The sequence below is a fragment of the Pseudomonas asuensis genome (assembly GCF_014646755.1).
Classification (GTDB): domain Bacteria; phylum Pseudomonadota; class Gammaproteobacteria; order Pseudomonadales; family Pseudomonadaceae; genus Chryseomonas; species Chryseomonas asuensis.
The window spans coordinates 1-506 of record NZ_BMNW01000108.1; the positions used below are offsets into that span (position 1 = coordinate 1).

1 pseudogene is annotated in these 506 nt (G+C 54.9%); it reads right to left on the bottom strand.

The window, feature by feature from the left end:
• Positions 1 to 48 precede the first annotated feature (48 nt).
• A pseudogene (locus IEX86_RS24900) lies at positions 49 to 506 on the bottom strand (transposase); the annotation flags it as partial.

Below are 506 nucleotides of genomic sequence, written 5' to 3' on the forward strand. Positions count from 1 at the left end.
GAAATTATTGAAATGTCGATTAAGAGGGTGTAGACAAAATAAAACCTTTCACGCCAGTCTATTGAGCAGGATACGCGCAGTGGCCAGCCATACCCAGGCTGCGGCAACTGAGAGCTTGCGATCATGGTGCATGATCGTACGTCGCCAGCGCTCAATCCAGGCATGGGTGCGTTCCACTACCCATCGTTTAGGCAGAACGGTAAAACCGCTGCCAGTAGATGCTTGGGCCGGTGATGCATGCTGTATAGCCTGCAGCGTTCCTGTAGTGCCATTGCCAGGCCGACGCACCACCTCAACCAGAATGCCCTGGGTGTCCTCGATGGCTCGAGCGCTACGACCACCGTATGCGCCATCGGTATAGAGTTTCTAGATACAAGGTGCCTTGCTGCAGGCCTGCTGGATGACCGCAGCAGCCGCGTCACGGTCCTGGACACTGGCTGCGGTAACTGTAACCGCTACGACTACGCCCAGCGTATCAACAATTAAGTTGCGCTTTCGACCTTTGA